Genomic DNA, 26,208 nt, shown 5'->3' on the forward strand with positions numbered 1-26,208 from the left:
TGGTAGCAAATTTTGTGCAGTACTGTCACAGTCTGGCGTAAAAATCGTTCATTACGCCTTAAAAGAATAATTTTAAAAAGTAATTGTACATAATATCTCTCACATAAGGTTTAAAGATAAAGAGCTAAGCTTTTATTCAAATTGTCAAAAAGACGCACCCACATCGTGAGTACGCTAAAAGCTATATAGGTGTAATATAAAAATGCTTAAATAAAAATAGAGTTTAGTCAGATTTAGGTTGCTATAGGCGTATCTAAAGTTACTGGTTGTACCTTGCTTGTTTTGCCATCCACTGCTGCGCTTAAATTCACAAGGAAAATAGCAGTGGCTGCAATTAATCCTGGTATCGCGATAAACAAAAAGTTCGTCTGGTGGCTTAGCTCTAGTGTAAGTAACGCGCCAGTTAAGATAGGACCTACGATAGCACCAATACGACCAATACCTGATGCCCAGCCCATAGCTGTTGTCCGTACACTCGTCGGATAATACTGTGCGACAAAGGTGTAGAGTAGTATCTGTGAGCCGATAGTCGTAGCGCCTGCAATCGCGATCAGAGTATATAGTACTAGCTGAGGGCTGTTATAGCCAAGCAGTATCAACGCCGCAGCGCCTAGGGCAAACATGATGGCTAAGACAGGTTTAAGATGAAATTTATCAGCCAGTATGCCGCCGCCGATAGCTCCCACCATGCCACCAATATTGAGTGCAAATAAGAACAGCATGCTTGCACCTAGTGAGTAACCCGCCTGAATCATTAGTTTTGGCAACCAACTAGCAAGGGCGTATACCATCAGTAAGCACATAAAGAAAGCGACCCAAAACATGATAGTAGTGAAACCACGGTTTTTCAGGAATAAGGCTTTAATTGGTGCATCATCGCCTTTGGTCGGCTCGTCCAATAGCAAACTGGTAGAAGTGGTAATCGTTTCTTGCGGTGCCAATTTTTTAACAATAATTTTGGCTTCTTTATCTCGCTTCTCTTTTACCAAATACATCAAAGATTCAGGCAACATTTTCCAAATGATTGGTAAAAGTAGCATTGGAATGCCAGCGATATAAAACATAATCTCCCAGCCAAAATCTACCACCAAAAACGAGCCTAATAATGCCGATGCCATGCCTCCAATGGCATAACCACTAAACATTATAGCAACTAAAGTACTGCGAATACGTTTTGGTGCATATTCGGAGGTTAAAGCCACGCAGATAGGCATAACACCACCGATACCTAGGCCTGCAATAAAGCGCAAAGTGGCGAACTGTATTGGACCACCAGCAAAAGCACCAAGAAAAGTAAAGCTACTGAACAAGCCGACGCAAATCATAATGGTTTTTTTGCGTCCAATCTTGTCTGAGAGTGTTCCAAAAATCATGGCGCCAAACATCATGCCAAAAAGTGCAGCACTGGCAAGAAAACCTGCTTGTACTGCGGTTAATGACCATTCCTCCATGAGTAGGGGCAATGCTACACCATAAATAATAAGATCATAGCCATCAAAGATAATAATCAATAAACACCAAAATAAGACTTTCCAGTGAAAAGGTGCAAATTTGGCTTCATCAATAACCCTATTGATGTTTAAAGTAGGTGAGTCCATTCTTTTTTCTCCGTGGGTAATATCCCTATAAGTCTTTATTAAGTTATTGTTTTCTATCAAGCAAGTCAAAAACCATCTGAGTATTAATTTATACCTATAAAGTATAGATTTTGACGTAACTTAATAAAGGGCGGTGACATGTGGTAAAAGAGAAAAGCACCTACATATCCTTTAGATATGCAGGTGCTTTTCTTAAACCAAATGAAAGATTTAAGCTCTTATTTGTTAGACTATTTTTTTATTACTAAAAAATCTGATGGTATCCGTAACTCTATTAGTCATGAAAATATTGTTTGATTAATTGATTGAACACGTCAGGCTGTTCAATATTTGAGATATGTGAAGCATCGATAGTCGCAAGCTTAGCATTAGGGATGTGTTCGACCATATATTGACCATCGGCAACCGTCGTCACTGGATCTTTAGAACCTGCAACCACCGTAACTGGCACGCGGATATCTTTTAGCTGTTCACGTGTATCAGCGTCAGATAATGCCTCGCAGCAGCTGGCATAACCCTCGCTACTGCCAGCTACGAGAGCGTCAGATAATGCTTTAACTACATCTGGATAATCATCGATAAAACTTGCTGTAAACCAACGCGAAGCAGCTGTCGATGCAATAGGTTCTAATCCTTTCTCACGTACCAATTTTGCCCGATCTACCCAAGCATCCTCATTGCCAATCTTCGCGGCGGTATTGCAAAGCATTAAGTGATGGAAGCGGTCAGGGTAATTGATAGCTAACCATTGACCCGTCATTCCGCCCATAGAGATGCCACAAAAAGACGCTTTATCGATGTTTAGATAATCAAGCAAATCAATAACGTCTTGTCCAAGCTGATCTAAACGATAAGGGCCTTTTGGTGCGGAAGATTTACCATGGCCACGGGTATCGTAGCAGATAATAAAGTAATCGTTTTGTAAGGCATCGATTTGCGGCTGCCACATATGATAGCTAGTGCCCAAAGAGTTAGAAAATATCAGAGCAGGATTGCTGCTATCGCCAAAAGTGGCATAGTTTAGGGCAACGTCTTTGTTGTCAAATATGGGCATCATTATTATCCTTTTTAATCATGGTAATGTCATTGCAGTAGTAATGGTGGGTGGTTTGAGCGATATTTATGAATAGCACTATCTAATCGTTGACAACCCGTTCAATAATCATCGCAATGCCTTGTCCAACCCCAATACACATCGAGCAAATAGCATAACGCTTATCAGTTTTCTCAAGTTGATTGAGTGCTGTTAAAATTAAACGTGCGCCTGAGGCACCGAGTGGATGACCAAGGGCAATGGCACCACCATTAGGGTTGACGCGCGCGCTGTCATCAGCTAACCCTAAGTCACGCGTACAAGCGAGAGCTTGAGCGGCAAAGGCTTCGTTTAATTCAATGACATCCATCTCATCAAGTGACAGTCCAGTTTTTACCAGTAGTTTTTTTATCGCTGGTGCTGGAGCAAAGCCCATAATACGTGGCTCAACGCCTACCGTAGTTGAGGCCACAATACGTGCACGCGGTTTTAGATTGAACTTTTTCACCGCTTGCTCTGATGCCACTAAAAAAGCCGCTGCGCCATCATTGATACCTGACGCATTGCCAGCCGTCACGGTGCCATCTGAGGTGACGATAGGGCGCAGTTTGGTCAACTTCTCAAGCGTGGTATCAGCGCGAGGGTGTTCATCGGTATCGACAGTGATAGGCTCGCCTTTGCGTTGCGGGATGCTGACTGGAGTAATCTCATCTTTGAAAAACCCTGCCTTTTGCGCCGCTGCGGTCCGTTGTTGACTACGTAGGGCAAAAGCATCTTGGTCAGCGCGATTGATATTGAATTGTTCTGCGACATTTTCAGCAGTTTGCGGCATGGTCTCCGTGCCATACAATTCGTCAAGCTTTGGATTGATAAAGCGCCAGCCCATGGTTGTATCTTCAAGCGTTTGACTACGATCAAAGGGTTTATTTGCTTTACCCATTACCAATGGCGCACGGCTCATGCTCTCAACGCCACCTGCGATAATCAAATCAGCTTCACCGGCTTTGATGGCGCGTGCCGCTATCGCTAACGCATCCATTGACGAGCCGCATAAGCGATTCACGGTAGTGGCAGGCACTTGATAAGGTAAGCCAGCTAGTAACGATGACATACGCCCGACGTTGCGATTGTCTTCACCGCTCTGATTAGCACAGCCGTAAATAACGTCATCTACTTGTACCCAATCGACATTGGCATTACGTTCCATTAACGCCTTGATAGGGATAGCTCCCAAATCGTCAGCGCGTATCTGTGCTAGAGCGCCGCCGTAGCGTCCAAAAGGGGTGCGAATGGCATCGATAATATAAGCATCATTTAAATCAGTGATTGAATCAGTCATCATCCTTGTCCTTTTTATTATTTTGAATTTGTAGCATCAATTAGCGTCGCACCCGTCAATGCTTGTAAGTCCGCAAAGCTTAAGCCATCGACCATTTCAGTGACGGCTAAACCTTTATCAGTGACATCAATGACACATAAGTCAGTATAAATACGATCAACACAGTTTTTGCCAGTCACAGGGTAGGTAAGCTTGCTAACGATTTTAGGGTCGCCAGTCTTGGTGGTGTGATTGGTCATCACAAAGACTTTTTTGGCACCGACGGCTAAATCCATAGCGCCGCCAACAGCCGGTATTGCATCTGTCGCACCGGTGCTCCAATTGGCTAGATCACCATTTTCAGCCACTTGAAATGCACCTAGTACGCAGATATCAAGATGACCACCGCGCATCATGGCAAAAGAGTCGCCATGATGAAAGAAGCTGCCGCCATCGAGCATTGTGACGTACTCTTTTCCGGCATTAATCAGCTCGGGATCCTCTTCACCTTTGGCAGGTGGTGGCCCAAAAGCTAATAAGCCGTTTTCTGAATGCAAAAATACATCTTTATCATCCGGTAGGTATTGGGCAATTTTGGTCGGTAGTCCGATGCCTAAATTGACATAGGCACCATCTGGAATATCTTTTGCAGCACGCTCGGCGATTTGATCGCGGGTCAAAACGGTGTAGGAAGTATGGCTCATGATGACGCTCCTTATAGTTGGCAGTATTAAGCGGTGGCTGTAGTAGCTGTGCTAGAAAGTTAAGCGCTAGCAGCTTCAGTGCTAGCAGGCTGAATTTGCACCACATGCTGCACAAAAATACCCGGCGTAATAATGTGTTCAGGATCAAGCGCGCCAAGCTCAACGGTTTCAGAAACTTGGGCGATAGTAATATCAGCTGCCATTGCCATGATAGGACCAAAGTTACGGGCAGACTTGCGGTACACCAAGTTGCCCCAGCGATCGCCTCTAGAAGCTTTGATTAAAGCAAAATCAGCCTTAATGGGATATTCAAGAACATAGTCTTTACCATCGATTTCTCGAGTTTCCTTACCTTCTGCGAGTAAAGTACCAAAGCCTGTGGGCGTATATACCGCACCGAGTCCCATACCTGCTGCTTGAATACGGCAAGCCAAATTACCCTGTGGTACTAGCTCCAGCTCAATCTTGCCAGCATGATAAAGCTCATCAAATACCCAAGAATCCGATTGACGCGGAAAAGAGCAAATGATTTTACGCACAGCACCTGTTTTTAAGAGCTTGGCAAGGCCATGGTCGCCATTACCGGCATTATTATTAATGATGACCAAATCCTTTACGCCTAAATTAATAAGTCCATCAATGAGTTCAGCTGGTTGCCCTGCAGTACCGAAGCCACCAATCATGATGGTGGCGCCATCTCTGATTTGACTAAGTACGTCAGTGATGTTTTTATCTGCTTTGTTAATCATGTTTATATCCTATAAAAAGTCATATGAGGTAGTGTCTTTAAAATTAATAAGTGGTACATGGGTTGGACTCATTGCTCTGACACTACTTAAGTTTTTTGTAAGCGAGTTACTCTTAATTGGCTTCATTATTAGAGGTCGTTAATGAGATAGATGATGTTTGGTAGTAGGCGTTTTTTGGTCAGAATATAGTGAGCAATCATGCCGATAAGAATGCCCCAAAACACAGAGCTTAATCCCAAAAAGCTCATACCCGATGCTGTCGCTAAAAATGTAATCAATGCAGAGTCTCTTTGCTCATCATCTTTCATAGCGAGCGTAATATTGGCAGAAATAGCACCGATTAAGGCAAGGCCGGCCAGTGCCGCGACAAGCTCTTTTGGTAGCAGACTAAATACCATAACAATGCTGCCAGCAAATAAACCGCCGAACAAATAGAAGATGCCATTAGCAACGCCTGCAATATAGCGCTTCTCTTTTAACTCATGCGCATCTTTGCCAGTACATAGGGCAGCAGTGATCGCTGCAAGCACAATAGTAATACCGCCGACACATGCAACTGCTAAGGAGGCGAGGCTTGTAACACTCACAATAGGCTTGGCTGGCGTGTCGTAACCGCTAAGATTTAAAATAGCCATACCGGGTAAGAATTGACCAGTTAAGCTCACAAGGATGAGTGGTATAGCGAGGTTAAACGTTGAGTTCCATGACCATTCAGGTGCAATAAAAGTAGGTATGGTAACGGCTAAATCGAAATGGACAGGGTTCATTTTGCCAAGTAAGACGCTTAAGATAACACCGCATATCAACACCCAGATCATCGTATAGCGCGGCGAAAAGCGTTTGGCTAATAAATAGCAACCGAGCATGCTAAAGACGATAAATGGCATGCTATCAGTGGCTTTAAATAATTCTAAGCCGAACTGAAATAGGATGCCTGCCATCATGCCAGCGGCAATACCGTCAGGAATCCATTTTAATATTTTGTCGAAGTAACCTGTCGCTCCAACAATAAGTATGACAATCGCCGAGATGATATAACCAGCAACAGCTTCATTAATACTCATCTGTGGAAATAGGGTGACTAATAAAGCGGTACCAGGGGCGGACCATGCTGTAATAACCGGTGTTTTATATTTAATAGATAAATAAATACCAGGAATGGCAGCACCGATGGAGATACCCCAAATCCAAGACGCCATCATGACATCTGAAACTTGTGCGGCTTGTGCGGCCTGAAAAAAAATAATCAAAGGACCCGCATAAGAAATAAGAACCGCTAAGAACCCTGCAACCGATGCGGAGAGCGACCAGTCGTTTTTTAAGGTTTGGATTACAGAGGCCATATTGCTTCCTTGCAAATTAGCATTCGTTACGGGATTGCAAATTAAGATGCATGCTACTAATTGGCAGATTTATTATTAGCCTTCGTCGCCACCGCCCACAGGAATGGTACTACCAGTAATATAAGAAGACTCATCGGATGCTAAAAACAAGATGGCATTGACTTGCTCATCAATCGTGCCGTAGCGTTTCATAAAGGTGCGATCAATGGTCTGATCAACCACCGCATTCATCCATGATTTTTCATCATCAGTTAATGGTTTGGCGTTACGTGGAATCTTTCTGGGCGGCGCTTCAGTACCGCCAGTTGCCACAGCATTCACGCGTATACCATCGTTTGCATACTCAAAAGCGAGCGATGCGGTCATGGCGTTCACGCCGCCTTTCGCTGTCGAATAGGGTATGCGGTTAATACCGCGAGTAGCGATAGAGGACACATTAACAATAGTGCCTGATTGCTGTTTGACCATGGTTGGTAAAACAGCATGACAACACCATAATGTTGGAAATAATGAGCGGCTGATTTCCTTTTGAATCTCTGCTTCAGAGAAGCTGGTAAAAGGTTTCATCCATATTGCGCCGCCGACATTGTTGACCAATATATCGATACGCCCATAGCTATCAAGTGCCTTATCAATAGCCTCTTTAGCACCTTGATGGGTTTCAAGGTCAGCTTGAATGGTAATTGCCTCTCCACCATTAGCGATGATTTCAGCCAGCACCTCTTCTACTAATGGAGAAAAGTCTGCCATGACGATTTTTCCGCCTTCACTTGCCAAACGTAAAGCGACTCCGCGTCCGATGCCTTGGGCGGCACCAGTAACGATACATACCTTATTATCAAATCTTTTACTCATGACAGTCTCCTAAAAACTTGCTCATGCTCTGCTACTAAAGGGATGCCTTTAGGTTCTATTATTGCTCACTAGGTGTGAATTTCTCATAATAAAAGTTACTTGGTTTTAGGTTGCTGCTATCTAACCAATTACTCACAGCATCTACCATTGCTAATGGACCACATAAGTAAACGTCGGCCTCGCCGTTATTTAACCATTCATCTTTTATATGACCGGTAACATAGCCTTTACGCTCGTGTGTGCTATCTTCATTGGCGACACAGGTACGGTAATCAAACCAAGGGTGGTTTTGTTTTACCTCTTCGAGTTTCTCAACTTCTATCAGATCAAAGTCGTTGGTGACGCCGTAGACCATTCTGACAGGATGATGAGCACCAGACACCTCTAAGCTTTTTAGCATCGATAAGAAAGGCGCGATACCGGTACCACCTGCTAGGAATAATGTCGGACGAACAAGAGGACGCAGGTAAAAGCTACCAAATGGACCCTCAAAATTAATCTCTTGACCTATAGTTGCAGTATCAGATAAAAAGGTGCTCATTTTGCCGTTAGGAATATTGCGGACGACAAATTCGGCCTGATTGGCACTAGGTATAGAGCTAAACGAATAAGAGCGTGTCTCGTTAGAATCAGGAATACTGACATTGACATACTGGCCTGGCAAAAATACTAGTGCATCTGGATTGTCGACTTCGACGCCAAAGTGAATGGTAGATTCTGACAGTACATTCAGCTGTTGTAGTTTACCTTTGAATACAGACTTGCCGACTTTGCAGGCTTCAGAGGAGGTTGGTACTTTGATCACGCAGTCGCTTTCTGGAATCATCTGACAGGTGAGTACATACCCTTCAGCAGCTTCCGCTTCTGTCAGTGCATCTTCGATATACATATCAGGGTGCATGTCGTAGCTGCCAGATTCACAATGGCAACGGCAAGTACCGCAAGCACCATCAAGGCAATCCACAGGGATATTGAATTTTTGACGATACGCTGCTTCGGCGACGGTTTCGTCGGCTTCACATTTGATGAAGCCTGTGACGCCGTCTTCGAACTGTAGAGCAATATTATATTCCATGAGAAATATCCCTTTTCAACACGTATTAATTAAAAGCTAGTGGCTAAATAATGAATGAATAATGATTAGACGTGATAGACGTCCATGATTTGATGCACATAGTCGTCTTTTAAGACCACATACTTATCCAAGATTTTTGGTTGGTCTTGAGTCATGTCTATTTTGTACTGAGAGTAACCCCAATAGGTATTGGTCTCGTGATAGCGAAAGGACTTGTTGATCCAGTTGAAACGCACCGTCACAATACCGTCATTGTCTTCGAGTAGTTCAATATTCGATAAATTGTGCGTGGTACGCGTATCAGGAATGGTCGCTGATGAGCGCTCAGTCTCGATGCGGAAGATACGATCTTCAAGACCACGGCGATCCGGATAATAAATCAGCGAGATTTCTCGTTGTGGGTCGCTGATAAGCTGACCATCATCATCCCAACTTGGCATCCAAAAGGGACAGTCTTCATCGTAATAAGTGAGCCATTCTTCCCATTTTTTCTCATCCAATAAACGCGCTTCACGGTATAGAAACTGTCTAATGTCTTCAATGTTAACCGTTGCATTTTTCATGATTGATATCCTTATTTTTTGTCAGTTCTACAATAAATAGCAGAGTAATAATAAAAAATGTATTAGTCGCTATTAGCACCGTGTAGCTGCTGCTCTTGCTCTAGAGCTTTTTTCATCTCTTCATGCCAGTAGCGATGTTGGACGGTATATAGTCCTTCATCTTCAGTCTTAACACCACTCATTAAAGGTTTGAGGTCAATAGCGGCAGCGCCTTCATCTGCACCTTGAATCCAGTGCTCGGAGCCTCGGCACATATCATTCCATTCAAGCTTGATACCGTTATAACCTTCTTGGCATGAGCGGAACTCTTCTAAGTCATCAGGGGTTGCCATACCAGTAACGTTAAAGAAATCTTCATACTGACGGATACGGCGTGCACGTGACTCATCGCTTTCGCCTTTTGGTGCGATACACCAGATGCTAACTTCAGTTTTGTCAACCGCGATAGGGCGGAGCATGCGAATTTGTGAGCCGAACTGATCCATGATGTAGACGTTTGGATATAGGCATAAGTTACGTGAGCGTTCAATCATCCAGTCCGCCATGGCTTCACCGTAGCTGGCGACATACTCATCGCGATAAGCGTAGTTTGGACGGTCTTGTGGGTTTTCCCACTGTGTCCATAACAGCATGTGACCGTTTTCAAAAGAATAAAACCCACCGCCTTGTCGACCCCATTTGCCAGCGTTCATGGCTTTGATATTGTCTTCTTTGACAGCTTCAGCTTCTTTACGGCGCGCAGTTGTCGCAGCGTAGTTCCAATGGACGGCTGATACGTGATAGCCGTCGGCACCGTTTTCAGCTTGCAGCTTCCAGTTACCATCAAAGGTATAGGTTGAGGTGCCGCGTAACACTTCTAGACTTTCTGGCGATTGATTGACAATCATGTCAAGAATTTTGGTAGAGCTACCAAGCCAGTCTCCGATTGGCTGAACATCATCATTTAAGCTGGCAAAGATAAAGCCTTTATAATTAGCCATCTTCACTTGTTTTAAGTCGTGTGAGCCTTCTTTATTGAAGCATTCTGGATAGCCTGCATGTCTTGGGTCTTTAACTTTAAGCAGCTTGCCTGAGTTGTTAAAGGTCCAACCGTGGAATGGGCAGGTGTAAGTGGCTTTATTGCCTTTCTTATGACGGCAGAGCTGTGCGCCGCGGTGTGAGCATGAATTAATCATGCAGTGCAAATCGCCTTCTTTATTGCGGGCAAGAATGACGGGCTGACGGCCAATGTATGAGGTGTAGTAGTCGTTGTTATCAGGAACTTGAGACTCATGAGCCAAATACACCCAATTGTTTTCAAAGATGTACTTCATCTCAAGCTCGAACAACTCTTCGTTAGTGAAGGCGCTACGATGCAGACGATAAATCCCTTTTTCGCTGTTTTCTTCTAAAAAATCATCAATACTGATGTCTGATCCTTCAGGTACTAGATTGATACGCTCGCTCATGGCTGCCTTCCTTGTATAATGACGGTATAAAATGAGATTAGAAGCTAACGTTTGATACGACAACTGAGGACATATCAAACGTAAGTCGCTAATCGTTATTAATGAATGCTATTTAATATGAGTGCTCATTAACCTTGAGCACGGCGGCGTTCTACTTCGCTGCCTTGTATAGCTTGGTCAATGTCTTTTACTAAATGAAAGTCAAAGTCGATACTTGCGTAAGGCTTATCAAGCGCTTTTTCTTTTAGCTTGTCCGCATCTTCGACCATCGTTACCTCTGGTACCAAACCTTCGCGGCTTGCAAAAGCAAAGTCATCCCATAGGTACTCATCGCCATCGATGTTAATCTGCGTGGTCAGTTTGCGATGACCGTCAGCACTGGCGAAAAAATGAACATGAGCTGGGCGATGACCATGACGACCCAGCGCGCCCAATACTTTTTGTGTCATTCCTTCTGGTGGTACCGAGTAACCTAGCGGCACGATGCTGCGGAATGCATAATTTCCGTTCTCATCAGTGATGATGCTACGACGTAAGTTGAAATGAGACTGTGATTCATCAAAGAAAGAGTAGTTACCTAAGCTGTTGGCATGCCATACTTCAACTTTTGCGTTTGGAAGAGGCTTTCCATCTTCACCATAAACAGTGCCTTGCATAAATAGCACGGTGCCATTATCAAGGTCAGTGCCATCATCTAGGCGCGCAAAGCCCTTTTCTTCTGGCGCACCAGCGACATAGAGTGGACCTTCGATGGTACGGGGTGTACCGCCTTCAAGCCCCGCTGCTTTTAGGTCTTCTTCAATCATTAAATCCATAAAATGATCAAAACCCAATCCTGGCGATAATAGACCGGCTTCTTTGCCCAAATCGCCAATAAACTCAACCCCAGACCAGTATTCGTCGGCAGTGATTTTTAAGTCATTAATGGTTTGCATAAGGTCGGTTACGATACGTAATACAATCTCTTGTACACGTGGATTGACTTGCTCTGGGTAATCGATTTTACCTTTGATGAACTGCGTAGCTAATGCTTCAATTTGGCTGCGTTCCATGTCTCTCTCCTTGTTGAGGACTGTTTTGTTAAGGGGTTTTTATAGTGAGTATTCTTACTCAAATTTTTATGGATTCTGATATCAGCTGTACTGGCTTGCTTTAGCTGTCATCACTACGAACAGATGATGGATGACGTAACAATGGTGTCACTTCAACTTTCATATAGGGGTAAAGTGGCAGAGACATCATAATGTCGTGTAGCTCTTCATTACTTTCAACATCAAAGATACTGAAGTTAGAATACTGACCGGCTATACGCCAAATATGACGCCATTTACCTTGCTCTTGGAGCTTTTGTGACAGCGCTTTTTCGGTGGCTTTAAGCTCGTTGACCTTGTCGGCGTCCATATCTGTTGGGATTAAGACATCCATTCTGACGTGGTATAACATAATTATTTCCTTATATTTGATGACGGGTAATTTTTTTAGCTGTTACAGCATTTCAGTTTGAGCATTAGTGGCAAATTGCGGCTTCGATGATTTAAGTGAATTATTGATTGCTTGTTTGGCGTAGTGATAGACTTTATCGCTATCTACTTCGATACCAAGACCTGCGCCCGTAGGTACATTTAACCCAAAATTTTGATAATCAAGAGGCTGTACTAAAACGTCTTCGGTTAATAACAACGGACCAAACAGTTCGGTGTCAAAATTTAGACTGGGATAGGTTGAGAATACATGAGCTGAGGCCACCGTACCGATAGGCCCTTCAAGCATAGTGCCGCCATACAGCTCGATACCTGCTAGATGTGCCATTTGTCCAATAAGACAAGCTGCTCTCAATCCGCCTGCTTGATTAATTTTTACCGCAAAAACATCAGCATAATGCTCTGCTGCTAAATGAAAGGCATTCTGAGGATCTTGGACAATTTCATCCGCCATAATCGCCACATCAAAGCGATCAGTTAAACGTTTTAGAGCGGCTTTATTACGCATTGATATAGGTTGTTCTATTAAATCAATGCCTCCAGCTTGTAATAGGCTAATACCTTGCATTGCCTCAAGTTCTGTCCAAGCCTGATTGACATCAACGGTAATGCGGCAATTAGGTAAGGCTGCTTTTATGGCTAATACGTGGGCCACATCATCAGTAATCGGATTGCTACCGATTTTTAATTTAAAAATGCGATGGCGCTTTTGCTCAATCATGCGCTTAGCTTCGGCGATATCGGTCGCTGTATTGCCGCTGGCAAGCGTCCAAGCCACTTCGATACGGTCACGAACACGACCACCAATCAGCTCACTTACTGGTAGGTTTAGGCGTTTACCTTCAATGTCGAGTAGGGCAGTTTCGATGGCACACTTTGCAAAGCGGTTGCCATTGATATGAAGACTTAGCAGCTGCATAGCTTTTGCTGGACTAGTCGGCTGCTCTTTTAATAAAAGAGGGGTAAAGTAGGTATCGATATTAGTTTTGATGCTATGAGGGCTTTCTTCTGCGTAGCTTAGGCCGCCAATGGTGGTCGCTTCGCCCCAACCTTCGTAGCCATCTTCTGTTTGAATGTGTACCAAGACCAAGACTTGTTCGTTCATAACGGTACAAGCGAGCTTATGAGCCCTTATAGTAGGTATTGGTACCAATAAAGTATTAATTGAACGAATCATGACAGTCCCTATTGAATAGATGATGCTTCCTTATGCTTAATAAGAACTATAGTTATTAGATAACGACATGTCTAAGACCTATTTGGTCTGATATTGATACCTTTTGGGTATTTTGATAATCAACCTTCACCGTGTTATGTTCTTTAGGTATCGATAGGCTTATAGGTCACTCAAGGAATAATGTTCAATGGAATTGAGACATTTACGCTATTTTGTAGCGGTAGCAGAGGAAAAAAGTTTTAATAAGGCAGCAGAGCGTTTGTTTATTTCACAGCCCCCACTGAGCCGTCAGATAAAACAGTTGGAAGAAGAGATCGGCGTCACGCTCATTGATAGGGACAATCGCCCTTTAAAGCTTACTGAAGCTGGCGACTTTTTTTATGATCATGCGCTTGAGATAATAAAAAAATCAGATGATCTGCGGGCGATGACCTTTCGTAAAGGCAGCTTTGACAACACATTATCGATAGGTTTTGTGTCATCGATACTGTATGGCATATTGCCGAAAGTGATTGCGCGCTTCAGAGAGGTCTATCCAAATATAGAGATTAAATTATATGAATTGAACTCTTGGCAGCAAACGCAAAGCTTAGTAGAAGGCAAAATAGATGTCGGTTTTGGAAGGCTTATATTTGAAGACGCTTCTATTAGGCGATTATTACTGAGACAGGAGCGTTTAGTGGTTGCGGTTCCTAACAAGCATCGATTGGCAAAAGAGCAACAAAAGAATATTCGTTTAATGGATTTAACCAATGAAAACTTATTGTTATATCCAATGGCACCTCGTCCTAGCTTTATCGATTTTGTCTTAGAGTTGTTTGAGGCACGCAATCTAAAAGCAAACTATTTTACTGAGGTACGTGAGCTGCATATTGCGTTAGGGTTGGTAGCAGCAGGCGAGGGCTTGACTATCGTACCAAAAACGCTTGAGCCTCTGCGGAGTCAGGAAGTGACTTATATTCCTTTCGAGGACGGGCTTTTAACCTCGCCTATCGTCATGAGTGTGAGACACTTTGACAAATCAGAGCTATTAAAAATATTGTTGGACGTGACTTATCAGATTTACGATGAAGAAGGGTTTGATTATAAGCCTGAGCAAATTTGAGAGATTCTGCACTCATTAAGAATCCTAATATGAACTCATAAAAGGATAATTTTATGCAAGAATTCCATTACAAACCCGAAGCAGGCCCGGCGGAAGTAGCACGGCTCGTTTGTGGTAGCCCTTATTATAATCGTCGTGAATACGATTTTTCTGAACTAGAAGACTGACTATAAAGAGCTGATAAAGGTTTAACGCATGCTTAAGTAGCATTATAAATCTGCAACTTCTAAAGTTGAACTATTTTTAAATTATCAAAGAGTAAGTGCTTTGAAAGAGTGTGCTAAGCTTGGGTTTGCTAACTTACCCTAATATGATTATTCGTTTACCAGATTCCGTTATGCGCTTGATGCAGCATATCTCAGCGATATCTAAGTAAAGGTCCGCCACAGTCTTATACATTCTGAAAACCTTGAAAATACCATAAAAAGAGGCTTGTCGTATCGCTGCGAACAAGCCTTTTTTTATGAAATATAAGGAACAGTCTTAGGGTAAGTGGTCAAATCTACCAATCACGATTTTATACAAGTTTATTGAACAAAGCTTTTGGTTAATTTAGTATGTTTTTGCGAGTTGTTAAATATATAACTTTAGAGACTTAAAATATACGGTAATTATAATTACCGTATATTAGCTATTACTCTTAATAAACGTTAGTTTTAATCGTATCAATTTCATTATTTTTTAATTTATGTCTGTTAATTTACGTCAAGGATGACCCGTATGAGTATCAAAGCATTTCCAGCAAAATGGATGACCGAAGAACACGAAATGGTATATGACAGTGCGCTAAAAATGTTTCAAAGTTGGGAAGACAAAGACGAGCAGTGGCGAGAAAACGGTATAATTGACCGCGCGGCTTGGGAAGAGGCCGGCGAGATGGGCTTTTTATGTGCGTCAATACCAGAAGCGTACGGCGGCGGTGGCGGTGATTTTGGTCATGAAGCCGCGATTCTTTTGGCGCAGGCGCAGGCGAACCGAGCCAGTTATGGCGGTATGGTGCACTCAGGTATCGTGGCTCCATATATCTATAAGCTTGGAACTGAAGAGCAAAAAAAATCATTGTTGCCTAAGATGGCGACGGGCGAATATATTGGCGCTATTGCGATGACTGAGCCGACGACGGGCTCTGATCTGCAGGCCATCAAAACTTATGCGATAAAAGAGGGTGATGACTATATCATTAATGGTTCAAAAACCTTTATTACCAATGGTCAGCATGCCAATATCGTGCTATTGGCTTGTAAGACAGACCGCGATAAGGGCGCGCAAGGCGTCTCGCTTATTCTTGTTGAGACCGACGGTTTAGAGGGTTTTACACGTGGCCGTAACCTGAAAAAGACGGGTCTTGCTGGACAAGATACTTCAGAGCTTTTCTTTAGTAATGTGCGTGTGCCACAAAAAAACGTACTAGGCGGTGTCGAGGGGCTCGGCTTTATACACATGATGCAAGAGCTGCCGCAAGAGCGCCTGATTATTGCTTTAAGTGGCTGCGGCGCGATGAAACTGGCATTAGAGCTGACGCTTGAATATGTCAAAGAGCGTGAAGCCTTTGGCAAGCCAATTTGGCAATTCCAAAACACGCGCTTTAAGCTTGCTGAGGTACAAGCGGATTATTTAGCGGTAAAAGCCTTATGTGATTCAGCAGTTGAGGCGCAAATACAGGGTAAGCTTGACGCCGCGCAAGCATCCTTAATCAAGTACTGGGTGACAGAAAAACAGTGTAAAACGATGGATGAATGCTTACAGTTATTTGGTGGTTACGGTTATATGTCAGAGTACCCAATTGCTCGTATGTATGCCGATGCTCGCGTACAAAAAATCTACGGCGGCACTAATGAAATCATGAAAGAGCTGGCCTCGCGCTTTATGTAATCGCTTATGAGTGAGCAGAATGCGCGCTTCTCAACACTTCCTTATTTAAAACTAGCTACTTAAAAATTAAAGGGATTTATTATGACCCAGACCGCTTATATCTATGATGCGCTCCGCACTCCACGTGGTAAAGGAAAAAAGGATGGCGCTTTGCATCAAGCATCGCCAATTTGGTTGACACGTACGCTACTTAAAGAGATGCAGCAGCGTTATCACTTAGATACCAGCCTCGTCGACGATATCGTGCTTGGTTGTGTGACGCCAGTCGGTGAGCAAGGCTCAGATATCGCTCGTATCGCTGCTCTCGATGCAGGCTGGGATCAACGTGTAGCAGGGGTGACATTGTCACGCTACTGCGCCTCAGGCCTTGAATCTATCAACCTTGCTGCTGCCAAAGTCATGTCCGGTATGGAAGAGATGGTAGTCGCAGGCGGCGTTGAGTCTATGAGCCGCGTACCGATGGGCTCAGATGGCGGTGCTTGGTATATGGATCCACGCGTTAATGATGCTACTGGTTTTGTCCCACAAGGGGTTGGCGCTGATACTATCGCGACCCTAAAGGGCTTTAGTCGCAGCGATGTTGATGAGTTTGCCACCGAGTCACATAGAAGAGCCGCCGCCGCTTGGGAAAAAGGCTATTTTGATAAATCAGTGGTGCCTGTTAAGGATATTAATGGTTTATTACTATTAGACAAAGACGAAACCATTCGTCCAAATACTGATGTTACCACTTTAGCAAAGCTCAATCCGTCTTTTGCTATGCCCGGTCAGATGGGTTTTGATAGCGTTATTTTGGATAAATACACCACGATTGAAAAAGTAAACCACGTGCATCATGCTGGCAACTCATCAGGTATCGTCGATGGCGCTGCGATATGTCTTATCGGTAGTGCGGCCGCTGGGGACAAAGCTGGACTTAAGCCGCGAGCGAAGATTACTATGGCAGCAGTCATTGGCTCAGAACCTTCTATTATGCTGACAGGTCCGACACCAGCTTGTAAAAAAGCGCTAGATAAAGCGGGTATGCAAGCGTCTGATATCGACCTATGGGAGATAAACGAAGCCTTTGCTGCTGTTCCGATGAATACCGCTAGCGACTTTGGTATTTCATTAGATAAAGTCAATGTTAATGGCGGCGCGATTGCGATGGGTCACCCACTCGGCGCAACAGGTGCGATGCTAATGACGACGGTGCTTGATGAGCTTGAGCGCTGCGATTTAAAAACCGCCATGCTTACGCTATGCGTCGGCGGCGGTATGGGGATTGCAACTATCATTGAGCGTGTATAAAAACATTTAGCAAAAACGATTATAAAAATGATTATGGATGATTAACAAGGATTTAAAATGAGCACCAATAGCGTAGATGCCATCAATGCATTAAAGAATTTTTCTGCCCAATCTGATAATGGAATTATCACCGTCACTATCGACCAAACCGAGCGTAAGATGAATGTCATTGGAGAGGGCTTTAATGAAGCCTTTGCTACAATAACGGATACTTTTATCAATGACCAAGACGCAAAAGGCCTAATTCTAACGTCTGGTAAATCAACCTTTGTGGTTGGCGCAGATATTGACCAATTGACTACTATTGAAACGGCCGAGCAAGCCTTTGATCTGGTTGAAGATTTAAAAACTAGCCTGCGTAAACTTGAAACTTCAGGTAAGCCAGTCGTTGCTGCTATTACGGGTACGGCGCTTGGGGGCGGTCTTGAGCTTGCCTTAGCCTGTCATTATCGTATTGCTATCGATTCACCAAAAACCTCGTCTACAACCAAGCTGGGTTTGCCAGAAGTTAAGCTTGGCTTGTTACCCGGCGGCGGCGGGACACAGCGTCTACCGCGTTTGATTGGTATTCAAAAAGCCCTTGAGCTGATGACCCAAGGTAAAGAGCTGCGTCCACAGCAAGCGCTAGAAATTGGCTTTATCGATGACGTGGCTCATGACGATGACGAGCTTATCAGTAAGGCGAAAGCATGGATTAATGACAATCCAAAAGCGCAGCAACCATGGGACAAAAAAGGCTTTAAAATCCCAGGCGGTGATAGCAATCATCCAAAAATGGTGCAAGTATTTTCTATGGCCCCAGCGATGGCCAATCAAAAATCCCACGGCAACTATCCTGCGATTACCCATATTTTATCTAGCGTGTTTGAAGGCTGCTTAACCGATATCGACAACGGCCTTAAAATCGAGTCGCGTTTTTTTGTCGCCTGCGTGTTATCAGACGTATCCAAAAACATGATTAATAGCCTTTGGAAGCAGCTCAATAGTATTAAAAAAGGACAATCACGCCCGCAAGGGTTTGAGCGATCTAAAGTCAGCAAAGTCGGTATTTTAGGCGCTGGCATGATGGGCGCTGGTATCGCTTACGTTTCAGCTAAAGCGGGTATGGAAGTGGTATTGCTCGATACGGCGATTGAAGGTGCCGAAAAAGGCAAAAGCTACTCTACTAAGCTGCTAGACAAAGCCATCAGCCGAGGGCGTTCAACAAAGGACAAAAAACAAGCATTATTAGACCTTATCAAGACCACCACGTTTTATGATGATTTAGAAGGCTGTGATTTAATCATTGAAGCTGTTTTTGAAGACATTGATATTAAAGCGGAATGTACGCGACAATCTGAAGCCGTTATTCCAGAGACTGCCTTTTATGCTTCTAACACCTCAACCTTGCCAATCACTGAGCTTGCTAAAGCCAGCAAACGCCCGAACCAGTTTATCGGTCTGCATTTCTTCTCACCGGTTGATAAGATGCCACTCGTTGAGATTATCGTTGGTGAAAAAACCGACGATGCCACGCTAGCAACAGGTTTTGATTATGTTGGCCAAATTGGCAAGACGCCCATCGTTGTCAATGACAGCCGCGGATTTTATACATCACGTGTTTTTGGCACTTATGTGTCAGAAGGCATTGCCATGTTAGCTGAGGGTGTTCACCCACGTAGTATAGAAGTGGCTGGTATGAAGTCTGGTATGCCGATGCCGCCGCTGGCACTGCAAGATGAGGTGTCACTCAGCCTGTCACTACACGTGATGGAGCAGACTAAAAAGGCAATGGAGGCAGAAGGTAAGACTTTTACGCCGCATCCTGCGATGTCAGTAGTAGAAAAAATGGTCAAAGAATTTGGCCGCGAAGGTAAAAAGGTGTCTAAAGGTTTTTATGATTATCCAGAGAATGGTGAAAAACATCTATGGTCTGATCTCACTGAATTATATCAAACGACAGATGAGCAGCCCTCGCAGCAAGACTTGGTAGACCGTCTACTTTACGTGCAAGCCAATGAGACTGCCAAATGCTATGAAGAAAACGTCGTGCGTACGGTGGCCGATGCCAACATCGGCTCTATCTTTGGTTGGGGTTTTGCGCCAAACCAAGGGGGGACGCTACAGTTTATCAACTCAGTAGGCGTCGATAAATTTGTCGCGCGTAGTCGTGAGCTGGCACAGAAATATGGCGCACGTTTTGAGCCTGCGCAGATATTAGTGGCAATGGCGGCAAAAGGCGAGGTTTTCTCAGATGACTGAATCGATGGTTAATCAAGCGGATGCTATGAAAGACTGCTTACAAGGGCTGCGCGTCATTGATTTAACGCGCAACCTGCCTGGGCCATTTGCGACCAGATTGCTTGCGGACTTAGGCGCGGACATTATTAAGATTGAACCACTCAATGGCGATCCGGCTCGCGCTTTTGGGGATTTGTTTACCGCCCTTAATCATGGCAAAACCACTTTAAAAGTTGACTTTCGTGACTCGCAAGGTATTGAGACTATCAAAGCGCAAATCAAGGATAGCGACGTGATGCTCGATAGCTTTCGCCCTGAGGTATTAGAAGGCATGGGGCTTGATGCCAAAACCTTGCATGCCATTAATCCAAAGCTGGTCATGGTATCGATTACGGGCTATGGCATGGCTAATAGCGATGGCATCACTCATGATTGGGCGCATAAAGCCGGTCATGATATCAATTTTATGGCGATGAGCGGGGTGCTTGACCAGCTCAAGACGGCAGATGGCGAGCAGGCAATGCCCAATGTTCAGTTTGCAGACTTAGCAGGCGGCAGTGACACGGCGGTGATTGCTCTATTAGCGGCTGTATTTGCAGCCCAGCGTACGGGGAAAGGTCGCCACGTTGCGGTCAGTATGACGCACAGCTTGTATCAGCATCTGGTCATGCCAAAAGCGACTGGAAAACTGGTGGCCAGCTTTTCTGGCAAAAACCCAGAGCCGCAACAGGATTTCTTAGGCGGTTTATTGCCTTGTTATCGGTTGTACAGAACTTCCGATGATCGCCATATGGCGGTGGGTTCACTAGAGCTAAAATTCTGGCAAGGGCTGTGTGAAATATTAGAATTGCCTGAAATTAAAGATGTGCATTGGCAGTGTGGGGTTATGCCCAATACTAAGGCCAGCCAAGAGGCAGCACAAGTGGTTGCCGATACCTTTGCCAATCAGCCTTTAAGCCATTGGCAGCAGGTTTTTGCATCTACCGATGTGTGCGTCACGCCAGTATTGAGTTTAGAGGAGGCAAGAGCACATCCTTTATTTGCCCATCAAGATGAGTATGGGGCGACACTGGGTTGGCAGTAAGGTAATGAAGCTGAAGTAACAGCATTGTTAGTGAATCAGTTAATAGCTTAATCATTTAGCTACTTAATCATTTAGCGACTTAATCACTTAGCAGCTTAGTTCCCACCAATAAGCCAATAAAACCATGGAAGGTTTTTAACAATAATTTTTGGACCGGGAAGTATCCTCAAGATGTCGCTTTTTACTTGGGCTGCGTATAGCTCAGGCGGTTAAGTTTTATGTCGTTACCGATGACCAAAGCTTGAAAAAAGAAGCGCTGATTGAGTTTTGTAAAAAAAGCTTATGAGATGGATAATTCAGGTTTTGACATCGAGCGCCATAAGATATCAAATAAGGCATCGAAATTTGCATTAAGCGTAAGCGGGGCATCTTCTTGACGAATCGTTTTCATAATACCAAGACGACTATAATGGTCAGCCGATTTTGGACAATTGATAAGAGATTTTTGTTAAAATAGCGTTTCTCTTTTTCTGCTGCTGGCAAATACCCATGGATGCTTCTGCTAAATTAGACATCTCTTAGCTATCTTATTTTTGGTTTCTACGGCATTTTTAAGCGACTGAAAAAACATTCCTCTTTTACGTTAACCCCTTTATGAACTTATCACTATTGGCGCGGCAATCGACTCATTGCATGCAATTTTAGAGAAAACGGCAGTATTTCTAGGCAAATGTATAAGCAATCAAGTTTAAAGCCGTACTGACTCAAAATGATTTGTTATCTATTGTTAAACATGAGCGGATGCTAGGTATAATGCAGCCCTAGCATCGTTTTCACTCATACGTCCTTAATAAGAAGATTTTATTATGTCAAACAAGCGTCCCTTATATATTCCTATTGCTGGCCCCGCGCTATTAGAAACCTCTTTATTGAATAAAGGTAGTGCTTTTTCATCAGAAGAACGCGATAGCTTTAATTTAACAGGGCTATTACCACACAACATTGAGACGATTGAAGAGCAGTCTCTGCGGGCTTATCACCAACTGCGTTCATTTACCAATACGATGGATAAGCACATTTATTTGCGTAATATACAAGATACCAATGAGACCTTGTTTCATCATCTGGTTGAGCAGCATATTGAGGAAGTCATGCCGCTCATCTACACGCCAACGGTTGGTCAAGCTTGTGAAAAGTTCTCGCAAATTTATCGCCGGAAACGGGGCTTATTTATCTCCTACCCTGAGCGTCATAAAATCGACGATATGCTGCAAAACGCCACCAAACAGAATGTTAAAGTAATCGTTGTCACTGATGGTGAGCGTATATTGGGTCTTGGCGACCAAGGTATTGGTGGTATGGGCATTCCTATTGGTAAATTGGCGTTGTATACGGCTTGCGGTGGCATCAGTCCCGCTTACTGTCTGCCTATTTTGTTAGATGTCGGTACCAATAACCAACAGCTACTTGACGATCCTATGTACATGGGTTGGAGAAATCCACGCATCTCTGGCGATGAATACAATGAATTTGTCGATTTATTTATTCAAGCGGTTAAGCGTCGTTGGCCAGAGGTGTTATTGCAATTTGAAGATTTTGCTCAAGGAAACGCCACGCCGTTATTAAATCGTTATCGTGACCAGTTATGCTGTTTCAATGATGATATTCAAGGGACTGCTGCGGTTTCGGTCGGCGCTTTGATTGCCGCGTGCCTCAATAAAGGTCAAAAACTCAGTCAGCAAAAAATAGCATTCTTAGGGGCAGGTTCTGCGGGCTGCGGTATTGCTGAGCATATCATTCGCCAAATGCAGCGCGAAGGCTTAACCGAAGAGCAAGCGCGCAGCCAAGTATTTATGGTTGACCGTTACGGTTTGCTCATCGATAGCATGACAGAGCTACAAAAATTCCAAGAGCCACTGGTGCAAAAACAATCAGCAATTGAACATTGGGATAAGAGTCAAAAACTCGGTTTAGCGCAAGTGGTGAAACAAGCAAAAATAACGGTATTGTTTGGCGTGAGTGGACAAAAAGGTTTGTTTACTCAAGAGGTCATCGAGTCCTTATGTGCTAATACTGAACACCCAATTGTACTACCGCTTTCAAACCCGACCTCTCGTGTGGAAGCCACACCGCAAGAAGTGATGAACTGGAGCCGTGGTCGCGCCATTATCGCAACGGGTAGTCCTTTTGCTCATACCACTTTTAACGGTCAGTCTTTTGAGGTTTCTCAATGTAATAACAGCTATATATTTCCTGGTATTGGTCTTGGTGTTCTCGCAGCACGGGCGAGAGGTATCAGCGATAATATGTTAATGGCAGCAAGCCAAGCGCTTGCAGATATATCAATGGAGTACGAAAAAGCGCCCGGTGCCATACTACCGCCAATTAAAGTTATTAAAGAGATCAGTAAAAAAATAGCCTATGAAGTGGCACTGCAAGCGGTTCAAGATAAGCTGGCACTACCTATCACAGCGGAGAACCTACAGCGCCGATTGGAAGCGAATTTTTGGTTACCTGAATATCGCAATTATCGTCGTACCTCTTTCTAATTTTTAGAAGGTGTTTATAGGTAAATGATAAATAAATAGTAGATAGCTGGTTCTAGGCTAGAGCATGTCCTTGCTTGAACGCTAACTGAAATTTGCTAAATACAGTTGGTCGGTTGTGGCTGATTTGGTTTAGCATAAAAAAGCCATTAGTTCAGTAGGCGCAGCGGCATCTTTTTATAGTTATCAATTATTCATTCATTAAAACCGTAAAAGCCCTCTACGCTATATAAAATAGCGTAGAGGGCTTTTTGATTTCCTAGGTAGCTTAAGCTTATGGTTCAAACCCATAATAAGCCTCATATGTGCATCAGTATGGGTACTGTTTAGACGTAGAAGTTTTTAGATTTTTTCAGCAATACATTTAGGAATGATGTCGGCAATATTAGCAAAATCAACTATTTCTATATAGTCCGCCCTATTTCTATATCTTCTGAAAGTCCTAAAAAACTCCATAAAAAAAGGCTTGCCGCATCGCTGGGAACAAGCCTGATTTAATATGTGGTGGGCCCAGTATCAACCATATTTAAATATTAACTTATTGATTTTAATGTCTTTATTCGTAAATATTTCTGCTTATACCAACGGTTATACCAACAATTGAATCGAATTATAGATTGATTTTCCAATCAATACTGCAGTAAGTTTGGTCTTAAAATTAATTGTTGTTTATTGTTAAATATAGGTAATATGCTAATTGCAGAATATAACTTATTCTAACTGTATCTTAATATCATTCAGATAATATGTGGGGAAGTAAAATACTAGGAAATCGTGTATATATTCTTACCCCACAGTGGCAAGCAGTTAGGAAGGTGTTTCCTATATTAGTGAGAATTCAATATTCCAACGTCCAGCTTCATTATATTCACCTTTAGCATTCAACTTAAAATATCGGTTTTTATTAGTATCTGAGGTTAGTTGATAGGTTACACCACATTGCGAGTTTAAGCATTGCGCGATAAAGGTACGATTGGTTGCTCTTGGTTCAAACCCCGATATTAATAGCGTCACCTAAGAAAAATAAATTTCATACTCCAGCCCTCTACACTATATAGATAATAGCATATAGAGCTTTTATAACTTATCAGAGTAAGGTTGATTCATGGCATATGCAGATATTGACGATATTTTAAACACCATAATATTGAGGAGTTTACTACCTAATAAGTTATAGTTTTAATAAGAACTTGATCTACTTGAGCGTTAACTATTTCTAGTATCTATCTCAATTTTGAGCATAGCTAGACTATAAAACTGACGACATCAGTGTATTTATAAAGATTCTAATGCTTGCTGGCATGCTTGAGCTAAATAAGGGTCAATACTGTCCTGTTTAAGCAGCCATTTAATATAGCCAGTACCTTCAGAGCTAGCAGCTAAATCTGCAATAGCCTCACCCTTGTGCTTACCAAAGCTTAAATGCGTGGGTATACGCGCCATTTCACTAAATTCATATAAGCTTTCCACATCATTTATCTCATGACCTTGGCTATTAGCTAAATCAATCAGACTACCAAGCACCAGCTCAGTGAAGTAAATATCAGCAATGGCAGCATGTGCATCTCTTGCTTGAGCGCGCGCTATATAACGGTGAAAGTAATAGAGGAGGTATACTAGCTTATGACTCTCAAGCGTAGGAAGCAGGTAGTTAGCCATCGCATTAGTACATATCAGATTAGGAGTATGGGTCACGCCAGCATTTTTCAGAACGGTCATATCAAAATCAATATTATGACCAATCAAGTACTCAACACTGTTAGATAGTCTAAAATCAGTATGAGGCGGCTCATCTGCCACATCCTCATCACAGATATGTGATATTGCCATAGAGCCCAAGCTGATTTCTTTTAGAGGATTAAAGCGCTTCGCTCTTGGTGCTTGCAATACAGTCACCTTGGAAAGTACCCTAAGCATGCAAGATAGAACCTTAATATGTGGTTGCTCCAAATATGAGGTTACTCACTTTTCAAGATATTTCACCATTTAAAAATTATTATTACGTTTTTTAGTAAACGGCTAAACTCAAGCTTCAGAAATTGTTAATCTATTTCGGGCTTACTAATCGCGCGCCATAATATAATGAACAGCTCATCGAAGTTATCATTCAGAGGAGCTGGGTTTCTCCGTATAATATGCATTAATCCTAAGCGGCTAATAAAGCCTATAAACACATCAAATAAAGTAAATAAAGGCACCGTATCATTCAATATGCCTTGTTCCTGCCCATCTCTCAACACCTGTAAATAAGAATCAACTAACTCTTTATTATCATAAATGGCAATTTCGCGATAACGCGAAACTGGCACTGCTGTGGACAATACCATCATAGCATCTGGGCTTTTATCAATAAAATCGAAAAATACCCAAAGAGTTTTACGAAGGCGATCTTTAACACTATCAATACCTTGCAAATGATCAATCATACGGATCGCTAAACGTCCTAACACTCTATTTAAAATAGTGTAAATGATGGTTTGCTTGTCCCCAAAATAATTATACAAAGTTTTTAATGACATATTTGCTGCATTTGCTATCTGTATCATGCTCACTTCGGAGGGATCATGATTTGAAAATAACAACAGCACTGCTTTTTCAAGTTTGTTTAAGGTTGCTGGTCGCATAGCTGATATTGGTTTTAATTGTTTGTTCCTCAGTTTACTCTTCAAAGCCTTGCCTGCCATTTTCACATTCTCCAATTCATAGTTTGCATTTTGTTATCCTCTAATTTTTCTATTAGCCTGTATATAAATCGCCGATTGAACAAGTTTGCTATTTAGAAAAATATCTCCTGAATAAAGTATATG

Annotated in this window: 21 protein-coding genes; 6 read left to right on the forward strand and 15 right to left on the reverse strand. The window is 43.0% G+C overall.

All coding sequences use genetic code 11. The features are described 5' to 3' along the window. Positions 1–233 precede the first annotated feature (233 nt). The 13 genes from CXF58_RS02990 to CXF58_RS03050 all read right to left on the reverse strand — a co-directional run bounded on the left by CXF58_RS02990 (position 234) and on the right by CXF58_RS03050 (position 13,344). Positions 234–1,598 (reverse strand): MFS transporter, encoded by a 1,365-nt coding sequence (locus CXF58_RS02990; RefSeq protein ID WP_102076542.1) that lies wholly within the window; start codon positions 1,596–1,598, stop codon positions 234–236. Between the two features lie 274 nt (positions 1,599–1,872). Next, positions 1,873–2,652: a 3-oxoadipate enol-lactonase gene (gene pcaD, locus CXF58_RS02995; protein ID WP_102076543.1), complete on the reverse strand. Its 780-nt coding sequence runs from the start codon at positions 2,650–2,652 to the stop codon at positions 1,873–1,875. Positions 2,653–2,734: 82 nt separating this feature from the next. Next, positions 2,735–3,970 carry a 3-oxoadipyl-CoA thiolase gene (pcaF, locus tag CXF58_RS03000; RefSeq protein ID WP_102076557.1) on the reverse strand — a complete coding sequence of 412 codons (1,236 nt, stop codon included), beginning with the start codon at positions 3,968–3,970 and terminating at the stop codon, positions 2,735–2,737. Between the two features lie 17 nt (positions 3,971–3,987). Continuing rightward, complete coding sequence (locus tag CXF58_RS03005) at positions 3,988–4,653, reverse strand: 3-oxoacid CoA-transferase subunit B (protein WP_102076544.1); 666 nt, start codon at positions 4,651–4,653, stop codon at positions 3,988–3,990. Positions 4,654–4,712: 59 nt separating this feature from the next. After that, positions 4,713–5,402: a 3-oxoacid CoA-transferase subunit A gene (locus CXF58_RS03010; protein WP_102076545.1), complete on the reverse strand. Its 690-nt coding sequence runs from the start codon at positions 5,400–5,402 to the stop codon at positions 4,713–4,715. 128 nt (positions 5,403–5,530) lie between these two features. After that, complete coding sequence (gene benE, locus CXF58_RS03015) at positions 5,531–6,745, reverse strand: benzoate/H(+) symporter BenE (protein ID WP_102076546.1); 1,215 nt, start codon at positions 6,743–6,745, stop codon at positions 5,531–5,533. A gap of 75 nt (positions 6,746–6,820) precedes the next feature. Continuing rightward, positions 6,821–7,600: a 1,6-dihydroxycyclohexa-2,4-diene-1-carboxylate dehydrogenase gene (locus tag CXF58_RS03020; protein ID WP_102076547.1), complete on the reverse strand. Its 780-nt coding sequence runs from the start codon at positions 7,598–7,600 to the stop codon at positions 6,821–6,823. Positions 7,601–7,658: 58 nt separating this feature from the next. Continuing rightward, the gene (gene benC, locus CXF58_RS03025) at positions 7,659–8,675 is read right to left on the reverse strand and encodes a benzoate 1,2-dioxygenase electron transfer component BenC (protein WP_102076548.1); all 1,017 of its coding nucleotides are present in this window, start codon (positions 8,673–8,675) and stop codon (positions 7,659–7,661) included. A gap of 65 nt (positions 8,676–8,740) precedes the next feature. Continuing rightward, complete coding sequence (gene benB / locus CXF58_RS03030) at positions 8,741–9,238, reverse strand: benzoate 1,2-dioxygenase small subunit (protein ID WP_020443471.1); 498 nt, start codon at positions 9,236–9,238, stop codon at positions 8,741–8,743. 62 nt (positions 9,239–9,300) lie between these two features. Further along, complete coding sequence (gene benA / locus CXF58_RS03035) at positions 9,301–10,686, reverse strand: benzoate 1,2-dioxygenase large subunit (RefSeq protein ID WP_102076549.1); 1,386 nt, start codon at positions 10,684–10,686, stop codon at positions 9,301–9,303. A 128-nt stretch (positions 10,687–10,814) separates the two neighbouring features. Then, positions 10,815–11,738, reverse strand: a complete 924-nt coding sequence (gene catA, locus CXF58_RS03040; RefSeq protein WP_102076550.1) for a catechol 1,2-dioxygenase — start codon at positions 11,736–11,738, stop codon at positions 10,815–10,817. Positions 11,739–11,838: 100 nt separating this feature from the next. Then, a complete protein-coding gene (gene catC / locus CXF58_RS03045; RefSeq protein WP_011513602.1) occupies positions 11,839–12,129 on the reverse strand; it encodes a muconolactone Delta-isomerase in 291 nt (96 codons plus the stop codon). A gap of 42 nt (positions 12,130–12,171) precedes the next feature. Then, positions 12,172–13,344 carry a muconate/chloromuconate family cycloisomerase gene (locus CXF58_RS03050; RefSeq protein ID WP_102076551.1) on the reverse strand — a complete coding sequence of 391 codons (1,173 nt, stop codon included), beginning with the start codon at positions 13,342–13,344 and terminating at the stop codon, positions 12,172–12,174. 187 nt (positions 13,345–13,531) lie between these two features. Here CXF58_RS03050 and CXF58_RS03055 point away from each other — a divergent pair, with 187 nt between their 5' ends. From CXF58_RS03055 to CXF58_RS03085, 6 genes are all read left to right on the forward strand, one after another. Beyond that, positions 13,532–14,449, forward strand: coding sequence for a LysR family transcriptional regulator (locus CXF58_RS03055; RefSeq protein WP_102076552.1), 918 nt, complete (start codon positions 13,532–13,534; stop codon positions 14,447–14,449). 720 nt (positions 14,450–15,169) lie between these two features. Then, the gene (locus tag CXF58_RS03065) at positions 15,170–16,321 is read left to right on the forward strand and encodes an acyl-CoA dehydrogenase family protein (RefSeq protein WP_102076553.1); all 1,152 of its coding nucleotides are present in this window, start codon (positions 15,170–15,172) and stop codon (positions 16,319–16,321) included. Between the two features lie 81 nt (positions 16,322–16,402). After that, positions 16,403–17,611 carry an acetyl-CoA C-acetyltransferase gene (locus CXF58_RS03070; protein ID WP_102076554.1) on the forward strand — a complete coding sequence of 403 codons (1,209 nt, stop codon included), beginning with the start codon at positions 16,403–16,405 and terminating at the stop codon, positions 17,609–17,611. Between the two features lie 57 nt (positions 17,612–17,668). Then, on the forward strand, positions 17,669–19,852 hold the full coding sequence (locus tag CXF58_RS03075) for a 3-hydroxyacyl-CoA dehydrogenase NAD-binding domain-containing protein (protein WP_102076555.1): 2,184 nt from the start codon (positions 17,669–17,671) through the stop codon (positions 19,850–19,852). A gap of 4 nt (positions 19,853–19,856) precedes the next feature. Further along, entirely contained in the window at positions 19,857–20,915 is a 1,059-nt protein-coding gene (locus CXF58_RS03080) for a CaiB/BaiF CoA transferase family protein (protein WP_102076558.1), read from the forward strand. 806 nt (positions 20,916–21,721) lie between these two features. Beyond that, the gene (locus CXF58_RS03085; protein ID WP_102076556.1) at positions 21,722–23,404 is read left to right on the forward strand and encodes an NAD-dependent malic enzyme; all 1,683 of its coding nucleotides are present in this window, start codon (positions 21,722–21,724) and stop codon (positions 23,402–23,404) included. Between the two features lie 1,272 nt (positions 23,405–24,676). On the opposite strand, the gene CXF58_RS03090 is transcribed toward CXF58_RS03085, so the two are convergent. Both CXF58_RS03090 and CXF58_RS03095 read right to left on the reverse strand, forming a co-directional pair. Next, positions 24,677–25,318 carry a DNA polymerase III subunit epsilon gene (locus CXF58_RS03090; RefSeq protein WP_101212840.1) on the reverse strand — a complete coding sequence of 214 codons (642 nt, stop codon included), beginning with the start codon at positions 25,316–25,318 and terminating at the stop codon, positions 24,677–24,679. Positions 25,319–25,443: 125 nt separating this feature from the next. Continuing rightward, positions 25,444–26,085 (reverse strand): TetR/AcrR family transcriptional regulator, encoded by a 642-nt coding sequence (locus CXF58_RS03095; RefSeq protein ID WP_101212838.1) that lies wholly within the window; start codon positions 26,083–26,085, stop codon positions 25,444–25,446. Between the last annotated feature and the right edge of the window lie 123 nt (positions 26,086–26,208).

Origin of the sequence: Psychrobacter sp. Sarcosine-02u-2 (assembly GCF_002836335.1) — a bacterium.
Taxonomy (GTDB): domain Bacteria; phylum Pseudomonadota; class Gammaproteobacteria; order Pseudomonadales; family Moraxellaceae; genus Psychrobacter; species Psychrobacter faecalis.

Coding starts and splice junctions, on each gene's coding strand:
- pcaD (WP_102076543.1), bottom strand. CDS start 2,652: ATGCCCATATTTGACAACAAAGACGTTGCCCTAAACTATGCCACTTTT.
- benB (WP_020443471.1), bottom strand. CDS start 9,238: ATGAAAAATGCAACGGTTAACATTGAAGACATTAGACAGTTTCTATAC.
- catA (WP_102076550.1), bottom strand. CDS start 11,738: ATGGAACGCAGCCAAATTGAAGCATTAGCTACGCAGTTCATCAAAGGT.
- CXF58_RS03050 (WP_102076551.1), bottom strand. CDS start 13,344: ATGATTCGTTCAATTAATACTTTATTGGTACCAATACCTACTATAAGG.
- benC (WP_102076548.1), bottom strand. CDS start 8,675: ATGGAATATAATATTGCTCTACAGTTCGAAGACGGCGTCACAGGCTTC.
- CXF58_RS03075 (WP_102076555.1), top strand. CDS start 17,669: ATGAGCACCAATAGCGTAGATGCCATCAATGCATTAAAGAATTTTTCT.
- CXF58_RS03090 (WP_101212840.1), bottom strand. CDS start 25,318: ATGCTTAGGGTACTTTCCAAGGTGACTGTATTGCAAGCACCAAGAGCG.
- CXF58_RS03085 (WP_102076556.1), top strand. CDS start 21,722: ATGTCAAACAAGCGTCCCTTATATATTCCTATTGCTGGCCCCGCGCTA.
- benE (WP_102076546.1), bottom strand. CDS start 6,745: ATGGCCTCTGTAATCCAAACCTTAAAAAACGACTGGTCGCTCTCCGCA.
- benA (WP_102076549.1), bottom strand. CDS start 10,686: ATGAGCGAGCGTATCAATCTAGTACCTGAAGGATCAGACATCAGTATT.
- CXF58_RS03065 (WP_102076553.1), top strand. CDS start 15,170: ATGAGTATCAAAGCATTTCCAGCAAAATGGATGACCGAAGAACACGAA.
- CXF58_RS03095 (WP_101212838.1), bottom strand. CDS start 26,085: ATGGCAGGCAAGGCTTTGAAGAGTAAACTGAGGAACAAACAATTAAAA.
- CXF58_RS03055 (WP_102076552.1), top strand. CDS start 13,532: ATGGAATTGAGACATTTACGCTATTTTGTAGCGGTAGCAGAGGAAAAA.
- pcaF (WP_102076557.1), bottom strand. CDS start 3,970: ATGACTGATTCAATCACTGATTTAAATGATGCTTATATTATCGATGCC.
- CXF58_RS03080 (WP_102076558.1), top strand. CDS start 19,857: ATGGTTAATCAAGCGGATGCTATGAAAGACTGCTTACAAGGGCTGCGC.
- CXF58_RS02990 (WP_102076542.1), bottom strand. CDS start 1,598: ATGGACTCACCTACTTTAAACATCAATAGGGTTATTGATGAAGCCAAA.
- CXF58_RS03005 (WP_102076544.1), bottom strand. CDS start 4,653: ATGAGCCATACTTCCTACACCGTTTTGACCCGCGATCAAATCGCCGAG.
- CXF58_RS03010 (WP_102076545.1), bottom strand. CDS start 5,402: ATGATTAACAAAGCAGATAAAAACATCACTGACGTACTTAGTCAAATC.
- CXF58_RS03020 (WP_102076547.1), bottom strand. CDS start 7,600: ATGAGTAAAAGATTTGATAATAAGGTATGTATCGTTACTGGTGCCGCC.
- CXF58_RS03070 (WP_102076554.1), top strand. CDS start 16,403: ATGACCCAGACCGCTTATATCTATGATGCGCTCCGCACTCCACGTGGT.
- catC (WP_011513602.1), bottom strand. CDS start 12,129: ATGTTATACCACGTCAGAATGGATGTCTTAATCCCAACAGATATGGAC.